This is a genomic window from Thioalkalivibrio sp. ALE12, assembly GCF_000381105.1.
Taxonomy (GTDB): domain Bacteria; phylum Pseudomonadota; class Gammaproteobacteria; order Ectothiorhodospirales; family Ectothiorhodospiraceae; genus Thioalkalivibrio.
The window spans coordinates 1-10,245 of the sequence record NZ_KB905907.1 but is presented as its reverse complement, the minus strand read 5'-3'; the positions used below and the strand labels follow the sequence as shown (position 1 = coordinate 10,245).

11 protein-coding genes are annotated in these 10,245 nt (G+C 64.1%); 2 read left to right on the top strand and 9 right to left on the bottom strand.

Annotation, left to right across the window (positions count from 1 at the left end; translation table 11 throughout):
• Positions 1-260: 260 nt before the first annotated feature.
• Both F614_RS0105925 and F614_RS0105920 read left to right on the top strand, forming a co-directional pair.
• Positions 261-1,355, top strand: a complete 1,095-nt coding sequence (locus F614_RS0105925) for a diguanylate cyclase (protein WP_019558461.1) — start codon at positions 261-263, stop codon at positions 1,353-1,355.
• 200 nt (positions 1,356-1,555) lie between these two features.
• A complete protein-coding gene (locus F614_RS0105920) occupies positions 1,556-4,045 on the top strand; it encodes an EAL domain-containing protein (protein WP_019558460.1) in 2,490 nt (829 codons plus the stop codon).
• A gap of 929 nt (positions 4,046-4,974) precedes the next feature.
• Here the strand turns inward: F614_RS0105920 and F614_RS0105915 are convergent.
• The 9 genes from F614_RS0105915 to F614_RS13880 all read right to left on the bottom strand — a co-directional run.
• On the bottom strand, positions 4,975-5,397 hold the full coding sequence (locus F614_RS0105915; RefSeq protein WP_018867973.1) for a type II toxin-antitoxin system VapC family toxin: 423 nt from the start codon (positions 5,395-5,397) through the stop codon (positions 4,975-4,977).
• Positions 5,397-5,639: a type II toxin-antitoxin system Phd/YefM family antitoxin gene (locus F614_RS0105910; RefSeq protein ID WP_018867974.1), complete on the bottom strand. Its 243-nt coding sequence runs from the start codon at positions 5,637-5,639 to the stop codon at positions 5,397-5,399. The genes F614_RS0105915 and F614_RS0105910 overlap by 1 nt, the downstream gene beginning before the upstream one ends.
• Positions 5,640-5,849: 210 nt before the next feature.
• A complete protein-coding gene (locus F614_RS0105905) occupies positions 5,850-7,001 on the bottom strand; it encodes a transposase (protein WP_018867975.1) in 1,152 nt (383 codons plus the stop codon).
• 253 nt (positions 7,002-7,254) lie between these two features.
• Entirely contained in the window at positions 7,255-7,560 is a 306-nt protein-coding gene (locus F614_RS14375) for a BrnA antitoxin family protein (RefSeq protein ID WP_081619275.1), read from the bottom strand.
• Positions 7,535-7,813, bottom strand: coding sequence for a BrnT family toxin (locus F614_RS0105900; RefSeq protein WP_018867976.1), 279 nt, complete (start codon positions 7,811-7,813; stop codon positions 7,535-7,537). The genes F614_RS14375 and F614_RS0105900 overlap by 26 nt, the downstream gene beginning before the upstream one ends.
• 339 nt (positions 7,814-8,152) lie before the next feature.
• Complete coding sequence (locus F614_RS0105895; protein WP_018867977.1) at positions 8,153-8,590, bottom strand: pilin; 438 nt, start codon at positions 8,588-8,590, stop codon at positions 8,153-8,155.
• Positions 8,591-8,975: 385 nt separating this feature from the next.
• Positions 8,976-9,398 carry a putative toxin-antitoxin system toxin component, PIN family gene (locus tag F614_RS0105890; protein ID WP_018867978.1) on the bottom strand — a complete coding sequence of 141 codons (423 nt, stop codon included), beginning with the start codon at positions 9,396-9,398 and terminating at the stop codon, positions 8,976-8,978.
• 159 nt (positions 9,399-9,557) lie between these two features.
• Positions 9,558-9,803 (bottom strand): type II toxin-antitoxin system Phd/YefM family antitoxin, encoded by a 246-nt coding sequence (locus tag F614_RS0105885; RefSeq protein WP_018867979.1) that lies wholly within the window; start codon positions 9,801-9,803, stop codon positions 9,558-9,560.
• 206 nt (positions 9,804-10,009) lie between these two features.
• Positions 10,010-10,245 (bottom strand): transposase (locus F614_RS13880; protein ID WP_038035408.1); only part of this gene is annotated, 236 nt, incomplete at its 5' end.

The following is a 10,245-nucleotide window of genomic DNA, read 5'->3' as shown; positions in this document are numbered from 1 at the left end:
GGTAAAAATGCGGGTATAAGCGACGATCAGCCGGCGTGAGACGCCCGCGATTCAACGCCTTGCCGCTGAAATAGGGTAGAGACCCCAGCCTCCATCATTGCAGTAGCTGCAAAAGGCCGCCCCCGGGCGGCCTTTTGCGTGGTCGGGATTGTCCCGCGTGATGACGCCCGGCATGCTCGGGGCACCCCGGGGCGTGCGCGAGGGTCGGCCCGGGAGCCATTCATCAGCGGCGGTCCGTCCGCCCGATCGGGGATCAGGCGATGGTCGATCCATCCAGCGGCGGTGCTCATGCCGAAGCGGCACAACTGCAGGCCCGCAAGCGCCTCGTATACCTGGTGGCGCTGGCGGGCGGGGTGGCGATCTTCCTGCTGAGCTGGTCGATCCGCGGTCCCGGTGATCCGTTCCTGGCGTACCTCTATCCGCTCTTTGCCGCACTGCTGGCGGGCCTGTGGTTGACCCTTTGGCGCCGGCCCGACTGGCTCGCGCGGCTGGAGCCCTGGATGCTGGCTCTTGTTGCCGCGATCGTCCTCTCGCGGCTGGCCTGGCATTTTCATGCGGGGGGTTCCCTGGACGACCGTCTTCTGGTCCTGGCCGGCGGGCATTACTGGGCGGTGGGTATCGTGATCCTCGCGGCGTTCGTGATGCTGGATCACCGCGCGGGTCTGCGCGCTGGGCTGGCTATCCTGATCGTTGCGTCGCTCATCGCGCTCGCCGGGGTAATCGGGGAGGCCCTGGACGGTACGCTTGCCACCGAGACGGCGGTCTATCTGTTGCGGGTGCACCTGTTCCTCGGTGTGCTGCTGGTGCTGGCCAGTATTGCCACCTCGATGCGTGACACGGTGAAGGATGCCCTGGTCCGGTCCGAGGCCATGGCGCGGGCCGCGCGCACCGACCCCCTGACCGGACTTGCGAATCGCCGGGCCGCGGAGGCCTTTCTGGACCGCCAGGCCGCGGCCGTGGCGCGTTACGGGCATCCCGTCGCGGTGATCGGCATGGATATCGACCACTTCAAGGCCGTGAACGACGCGCATGGTCACGCCTGTGGCGATGCCGTGATCGAGGGTGTGGCGCGTCGACTGGAGGCCAACCTGCGCGAGCCGGACTTCGTCGCCCGCTGGGGCGGGGAGGAGTTCCTGATCGTGGCGCCGGAGACCTCAGCACACGAGGCGCAGCAGCTGGCCGAGCGCTGCCGGGCGGCCCTGGCTTCCGAGCCGATTGCGGGAGTACCGGTCACCGGTTCGTTCGGGATCACGGTATTCCGCGCGGGGGATACGCTGGACGATGTGCTGGGGCGCGCGGACAACCTGATGTACGCGGCCAAGGCAGCCGGCCGGGATCGCGTGCTGGTGGAATAGGCGCGACTCCGGTGCCGGCGCGCAGCAGGATCAAAGCCGTGGCACTATGCTGGAGGCTATACCGCCCAGGGAGTTCGATTAACGTGTCGGACGAGTATGCAATGCCTCCGGGCGCCGGTCTGACTCGATCCCGTAAACCGGCGCAATGTCGTAGGCCATGGACGGCCCTCGTGGGGGCGGCGGCCGCGTGCTTGCTCGCAATGCTGCCGGCCGGGCAGGCGTTCGCCGAGGCGGAACTGCGGGTAGGCGTGTACGACAACGCGCCCAAGGTTAGCGTGGACGCGCAGGGCGAGGCCGGTGGTCTGTTCGTGCACCTGCTGGACTCCATTGCCCGACGCGAACACTGGCAGATCGAGTATATCCCCTGCGAGTGGGCTCAGTGCCTGCTGGATCTGCGCCAGGGCCGGCTGGACCTGATGCCGGACGTGGCCCTGACCGAGATGCGCGACGAGTTTCTCGACTTTCACCAGATCCCGGTCGTGCAGGGCTGGAGCCAGGTGTACGCCTTCCCGCAATCCGGCTTCAGCAGCCTGGAAGCGCTTGGCTCGCGGCGGCTCGCCGTACTGGAAGGCTCCGTGCAGGAAAGCCATCTGCGACAGGAGCAGATGCGCGATCCGGACCTCGAGTACGAACTGGTCACCTTCACCAGCCTGCCGGCGGTCCTCGCGGCGGTTGGGGAAGGCGAGGCTGTCGCGGCGGTCAGCAACAACTTCTACGGTCGCCAGCATGCCAGGGCCTTCGGCCTGGTGGAGACCCCCATCACCTTCGGCCAGGTGGGCCTTTATTACGCGGCCACGCCGGAGCGGCATGGCGAGTACCTGGCCGTGATCGACGCCTATCTGGATCAATGGAAGCCCCTGGCGGATTCGCCCTATCAGCGGGCCCTTGCCGAGACCCTGCTGGCGGATGATTCGCCCGGGTTGCCGGGCTGGGTCCGCTGGGCGTTGTTTTCCGCGCTGGGCCTGGTGCTGCTCCTGGCGGTCGCGGGACTGCTGTTGCGCTGGCAGGTGCGTCTACGTACCCGGGAGCTGGCGGCCGCCAACCAGCGGCTGGAGCATGTGATCGACAGCGGCCCGACGGTGATCTATCAGCTCGCCTCCTCGGATCTCACGCCACAGTGGGTGAGTCCCAACATTCAGCGTCTGTTCGGGGTTGATCCGGCTGCCGCGCTGCGCCCCGGCTGGTGGGAACAGCAACTGCACCCCGAGGATCGGGTCGGTGCCCTGCAGGAGAATCAGCGGCTGCTGACCGACGGCGAGGTGGTGCGCGAATTCCGGCTGTTTGATGGCTGGGGCAAGCTGCGCCACGTGCGCGACGAGATGCGGCTGGTCCCCGGCGCGAGCGGTCGGGGCGAGCAGGAAATCGTCGGCGCCTGGACCGATCTGACCGACAGCATCGAGCAGAAGGAGCAGCTGCGCCAGATCTCGCACTTCGATACCCGTACCGGGCTGCCGAACCGAACGCTGCTGCAGGATCGCCTCGGGCACACGGTGGAGCGCGCGATGGCCGATGGCGAGGCGCGCTGGGTGGTGCTGCTGGACCTCGACCGCTTCCGCAACGTCAACGAGACCCTGGGGACCTCGGCGGGCGATACCGTCTTGCAGGGGATCGCGCAACGCCTGGGCCAGACGCTGACACCCCAGGACACCATCGCGCGCGTCGGCGCGGACGAATTCTGCCTGATTGCGGAGACCCCGGAACACGACGGTCTGGAATCCTTCATGCAGACCCTGCTGGATACCCTGCGCGCCCCCTTCGAGACCTCGGGGCGCAGCCTGGTACTCACCGTGAGCGCCGGTGTGGCCCGCTTCCCGGACGACGGCCAGACCCGGGAGGAGCTGCTGACCGCGGCCGAACTGGCCATGCAGGCGGCGCGGGCCCGTGGCGGTGACGGCTGGTGCGCTTACACCCCGGAGATGGGCGCCCTGACGGAGCACCGACTGTTTCTGGAAAACGACCTGCGCCAGGCCATCGCCAACGAGGAATTCGTGCTCCACTTCCAGCCCCAGTTCGACCTCGCCAGTGGCGAGTGTGTGGGGGTGGAGAGCCTGGTCCGCTGGAACCATCCGCGCCGCGGCATGGTATCCCCCGCGGAGTTCATCCCGCTGGCGGAGGAGACGGGGCTGATCGTATCGATCGACCGCTGGGTGCTGGAAGCGGCCTGTCGCCAGCTCGCCATCTGGGACACGGCGGGCCGACACATCCCCATGATGGCCGTGAACCTCTCGGCCCGCGAGCTCCATGACGAGGCGCTGGTTGCGACCGTGCGCGAGACCCTCGAGCGCCACGGCATCGCCCCGGAACGTCTCGAGGTAGAACTGACCGAAACCATGATCATGGAAGACCCGGAACGGGCCCTGGCGATCCTGCGCCGCCTGGACAGCCTGGGGGTCCGACTGGCCATGGACGACTTCGGCTCCGGCTACTCCAACCTGGCGCACCTGCGCCGCCTGCCGCTGCATCGCCTGAAGGTCGACCAGTCCCTGGTGCGCGACATCGGCCACTCCCGCCACAACGAATCCATCATCCGCGCCATCATCGCACTGGCCGCCGCCCTGGAACTGGACCTGATCGCCGAAGGCGTGGAGGAAGAACCCCAGCGCAGCTTCCTGCTACGCGAAGGCTGCGCCACCGGCCAGGGCTACCTCCTCGGCCGACCCGCCCCCGCCAACCAATTGTTCCAGACCTGACGCGCGGACTGCGCATCGAGCCACACGCTTCACCTGGCCCGCCCGACCGAAGCGGCAACGCCACGCCATGTAGGAGCGGCCTCGGCCGCGAAGCCCCTGCCCGCGTGAGCATCACCCCGACCCTCTGGAGCGACCCACGGCCCACGATCGAGAGTAGCTGGACCCTCGTGGGTGGCTGCCGCGATTTCGGCGAAATGGAAAAATATTCCATCAAAAACTACCGCTAAGAGATCGAAATCGACCGCTCATGGAAATGTTCGCCACGCGGCTGGCAATCCACATCGGTTCTGTTAGCTTGTGCCTCGGGGCAAGGAAGCCCCAAAAGGGTCGTCCAGGAAGGGAATCCGGGGCGGCCCTTTCTCGTTCTACGCCCCGGTAACTCTTGATCCCAATCCTGACATCTCCGTAGTGCTGCAGAACAGGTGAGGTGTCCGCGAGGTTCTTCCGGGTCCAGTGGACGTCCCGGTAATCCTAGCGCTTGTCCCGTACGGTCGCGTTCGAGTCCTGCGTTCGCGAGCGATGGGCGGTCGGAGCCTGCTTGCAGGCGAAGCCCCCGCCCGCGCCGGACCTGCCCAAACTGCCAGGTGCATCAGCGAATCCTGCCTCTGGCAATAAGATGCCCGACCGCGCGCCGGTGCTTGGGGAACCAAAAGTAAACTTCCGCCCAGTGTCCTGCGGTCGAATTGGGCCCAGCAACAAAGGACGCAGCATCAAAGTGCGTGTCCTGAGAGAGCGCACCCACCCACCGGTCATCCCGCAAACCGCGAAGCGGTTATCCGGGATCTCGATGATTGGGGCTGCCTCTACGCGGGAGATCCCGGCGCCTGGCTTCGCTCCGGCCGGGATGACATCGCGCCAAAGTGGATGTGCCACCGCGCCAACGAATGGTCGCCAAAGTGGATGTCCCGCAGAACTGAATTCTCGGCAATCTACAGCAGCGTCGCATTCACGCCCATGGGTTCTGCAGCGGCCACGAGCGTCTTGTCGAGGGAGCAAAGTTCCACGCCGTGGTTGTACGCAATGGCCAAGTGAACGGCGTCGCCCGCGCGCAACCCGGAGGCATGATCGTCGGCGAAGAGGGCAGCGGTGTGGTAATCGATAGACGAGACCGGCAGGGTCGAGAGTGACGATTCCCGCAACGCCGCAAATGCGCCAAGCACGGTCGCCCGTTCCCGGGGTGTCAGGATCTCCATTCGAACCTTCATGGACAAGGCCGCGGAGAACTCCGTAAGCACCCACTCACTGAGGCACAGCGAACCGGCGCCCTGTGCCGCCAGCCAATTCTGCATGTCCTCGGTTCGGGGCTCGCGAGTGAGGGCTGCCACCAGGACGCTGGTATCCAGATAGCGCATCAGTAGCGAGCATCATCACGCATACGACGGATGAAGGTCTCATCGGTACTGTTGTGCTGGGTATCCGTGACTGCACGGAGCACATTCGCATCGATCGGCTTCCTGGGTGTGGTGGCGCTGGAAAGGCGTACGACGGCCTTGCCTCGCTTGGTGATGAGAATGGATTCACCTGCAGCAGCACGTTCCGCCAGCTCACTCAGGTGGGCTTTGGCATTCGCCAGGCTAACCGTTGGCTCGGACATCCCGCACTCTCCTGACCATGTAGATGGTCATATCATACCTTCCCGGGAAGCGTAGCGGTAATGGGCGGAGACGAAGTCCGTGTCCCGAAGCAAGGCTACGATCTCCATTCGGGCCGAATTGAGCCAACAATGTGGGTGTCCCGGCGGATATTAATGGCGCAGAGCGTCTGCGAATCCCGGTCGTTGGCATCTGTATGGCGGTCGACGGTGTCAGGCAGCGCGAGTGGGGAAGAGCTTGCGGGCGGCCCCGATGCCTCGCAGATAGCGGGTCTGGCGCGCGTCGCACCGGGCCGTGATGCGACCCGGTGTCCCCACCACGCTGCCAAATTGCCGCAGCAAGCGGCTGGAGGTGAGGATGAACTGGTCTGGGTCGATTCCCAGACGTACCAGCAAGGGTGGGGTTGCACCATCAATGAAGCCGCGCTTGTCTTCGCGGATCACGCGGCCGGTTGCCTCCACGAGCTGCAGGTAGTCCTCGAACCCAAAGGGCACCGCCGGTTCCGTCCGGCCAGTGGCATCGAATGGCATTAGCGGGGCACCCGGCAGACGATTCAGGGCCCACTCGAGGTTCAGGGATTCTGCATCCTGTGGATCCGCACGCCACTGATGTCCGACCGCCCTGGCGATTCGGTACGAGCGTCTCATGCACCCTTTCGTTGAATCGGCCGCATCGATCCTCGGTGACCCGCAGGTTTGCGGGTCGTCGTCCATGGCCAACCTGAGGAGCAGGTCGGCCCTCTCGGCAACCGATGTGTAATCCGAACGCTCGGGTGTATCCGCGATCCCGGCCCGGATGGGGTTGAGGTCAACGTAGGCCATGGCGGTCAGGACAGCTTGTTCGTCGAGGAGCGCCTGGCTCTTGAAGCGTCCTTCCCAGAAGCGTCCTGTCACCCCGTCTTCGGCGTTGGCTTGCCGTGCGATCGACTCGTTCAGCACGCGCATGAACCACGAAAGATCAGCCAGACGCGAGCGATATGTCTCCGCCCAAGCGTCCACGAGCTCGATTTCCGCTTGACCGAGCCGTTCCGCATCCGCCAGATACCGCTGCACCAGGGTCGGTCCGGCAAAGAGTTGAGTCCATCGACTCAGGGCTTCGTCCCGCCCCAGGCCCTGGACCCGCGTGTCGTCCACCCGGACGACGATGTGAAAGTGGTTGCTCATCACCGCGTAGGCCGCGATGTCGATGGCGAATACCGAAGCGAGTTGCTTGATGCGGTCGGCGATCCAGCCTCGCCGGTGTTCGAAGGAGCGGCCGGTGTGCGCATCGTGGCCGCACAGAAAGGCGCGCCGCACGCAGCGCGAGACCACGTGGTACCAGGGCGTATCGTCCAGAGAGACGAGGGTCGAGCGGGGTTCGGTCATGATGAACTCCTTCCGTGGAGTAGGCCTGCCGGAACGCATGTCCGTTGCGCTCCTGCCGATAGCATAGCCATTGTCCTGAAGGTTTTCAGGAGCACGGCAAGCAAACTGGGTGTGCCTGCGGTTCCGGTATGCCCTCGCAGGGACCGGCCGAGGAAGTTGGGCGGCCGAGGAAAGTGGGTGTCCCAGAAGGCCCGTTCCACGGCTCCAGAAGGTCCGGCTCCAGAAGGCCCGGCCCCTGCCGCAGAGCCGAGCACTAACGATTATTAGAAGTCGGGCTATGGTCCTTGAGCCAGTCTTTCAAAGCCGAGTCCATTCGCGTCTGCCAACCCTTTCCGGTGGCGCGGAATGCTTCCACGACGTCTGGCGACAGACGGATCGTGATGCGCTCTTTAGTCACAGGCAGAGGTGGGCGACCGACGCGTCGCAGGGCTTTCGTCTCGTCTTCGGAAGGCTCCCGGGTCTCTGAATCGGCATCGATTCCGGCCTGAATGGACGATTCCTCGTCGGAGTCGTTCAAGACGACCCGACGACCGCTACGTAGCGTTAGTGATTTCGACATAACGCGCAATCTCCCGGTTGTTGGCTTTGCGCAGGCTGATGATTCTCCGCACGGACGATCGATCGGTGAATACGACGCAATACAAGCGGTTGCCCATCAATGCATATCCGAGCATTCGGCACTCGCCATAGCTCTTCCGACAGTCTTCCATGGCCAGGAGCGTATCCCATTCGAGGCTCAGGGCATCGCCAAGTGAGACCCCGTGTTTCGCGAGGTTCGCAGCGTCCTTGTCTGCGTCAAACTCGATCTCCATTGACTTATTGTATGTACAAGAATCGGTGCGCGCAATCGCGAGAGCCGGATCCACTCGGAAGGGAACGGAATTCGTGTCTCCTGGCGGTCGGTCCTGGACACGCCACGGCGGCGACCCAGGCGGATCCTGGTCGATTTGGGGGGTGAGGGAGTGCGGGATGTAGCAGCGGAGTCTGAGCCAGGCGGCTTCGGCGAATGCGGCTTATGGCAAAGTGGGTGTCCCGGAGGATGGACCAGCACAAAAAACCCCGGCACGAGGCCGGGGTTTGGAGAGGGGAAAATAAATCTGTCCCCTTTTAACTCAAGAGGGCGTCCTTACCCTGCTAGCAGTTTTCTTATCTTAACGGCAGGATGCGGGATAGAATTTCGAGTCGGCCGAACCGCTGCATTCCCACGATACCGAGCCATCTTCGTCAGTGGGGGTCAGCACAAGATCGTCTCCACGAATCTGATTTTGAACAGGAGCGGCGTTGAAAAGTTGTGCGGTAATAACCCCATCGCCGCTAACCGTGACTGACTCAACGTAGGAACCGGTAATCTCGGTGGCTGTTGAGAGACCGGCTTCGTCATTGTTGCTGGGCCAATCACCAGTGGTCGCATATGTCTCGGCAACTGCGGTGCGCGCACCGCTGGTAAGGCTCATAGCCTCAGACATTTGAGCCCGCGCCGTGTAATCCTGATAAGCCGGCAGCGCAATCGCAGCCAGAATCCCGATGATCGCCACAACGATCATCAGTTCGATAAGCGTAAAGCCCTGCTGGGCGGTCTTCTTCTGCATGGTCGTACTCCCTTGATGTGATGAAAGCTGGGCCGGAGGCCCGGCCACCCCGTGGGCAGCTGTCTCAGTAGACGCAATGGGTGTGCCAGGAACATCAGAACCCGGATAAACAGCGCTGTGTGGCCATTCGGTTTGGGGTTTGGGTCACGACATACGGCGGTTCAGATGTGTCACGTGACAAAAATGGTCACCCCAAGTGACGCGGGCGGTCAGTTTGTTTGGGGGTTTTGTCACTGGAGGCGACCCCGGCTCTTCGCAGCGCGGTGGCCGGTGGGCCAGGGGTGCGACGGGGCGGATTACGCGCTGGCAGGTGCTTCGCCGCCAAGGCGGCTCCTACAGGGTGGACAAGGCTCTGCCCGACAAGTGGTTTTGGTGCGGGTGCGGTTCAGCGCTGGGCGAGTAGATCGGCTGGGCGGAGGATGCGGATGCCGTGGAAGGGATCGAGGTCGAGCAGGTCGGCGTCTCCGGTGACGATGGCATGGGCCTCGCCGTGGACGGCGACTTCGAGGAACTTGTCGTCTTTCGGATCGCGACAGGCCGTGATTGGGGTGGTGATCGCAACGAACCGTGCAATGCCCCCCAGCAGGCGGATGAACTGCTGTCGCTCCGCTTGACTGATGTAGGGATCGAATTTGGGGCGCGAGAGAACCTGGACGAGCTCGTCGAGGGTGGCCTCCGAGACCAGGAGAATGCCCCGGTCGAGAGCGTGGTCAACGGCCCGCGCCGCAGGGCCGGATGGAACCAGGAGGCGACTGACGAGCAGGTTGGTGTCCAGTACCCATCGGCCCTGCCGGGCGGGGTCAGTCATCGGCCAGGAGCCTGACGGACTTGGGCGATCGTCGCGAGCGTGTGGGGAGAGCGAGTCCGTTTTGCCGGTCTCTCGAGGCGCATAGTGGGGCTATGTAACGAGGGAGAGCGGCAAAAGGGGCCGCTCTCCCGCACGCGCAGCAGATCAGTCCCAAGTCCGTCAGGCTCCTAGCAGTTGGTCGAGCTTTTCCTGGGTCAGGCCGGCCGCTTCGGCCTTGCCACCGATCTGGTCGCAGAACCGGCGGAACTCATTCACGTTCAGGTGGACCAGGCGCTCGTATTCTTCGGGCGAAAGGACCACGGCCACATCGCGTTTCTGGCGCTGGATGATGACGGGCTCCTTGCGCGCGGATTCGATGACGGCTGCCAAGCCCTGCTTGGCTTCGCTTGCGCTGACGGTACGCATGTCGGTTCCCTTCTGTCTATTAGGTACAGATTGTACAAAATAGTTAGGGGTGGCGCTATCGGTTAGGGGTGGCGCTATCGCCGGCGGTATCGGGTTCAGGCGGTCGGTTCGTGGATTGGATCGCTGATGTGGGCCTCGGGGGCTGTTGGTTGTGTGCGTCAAGTTGTGCAGAAGTGAGTCAGCCATGTTCGGTTGGTCGGTATGGCTCAGGCGGCCTCGGCCTGCCTCAGCAGGATTTTCTTGTGCTCTTTGAGCAGATCCATGTTCAGGTAGCGGTTGTCCTCCAGCCAGCCTTCGTGGATTTCGACGGCCAGGGCCCGTACCAGGCGTAGACAGCTGTGGGTGTTGGGGAAGATCCGGACCACCCGGGTCCGGCGGCGGATCTCCTCGTTCAGCCGCTCGAGCATGTTGGTGCTCTTCATGTGCTTGTGATGGGCCCGCG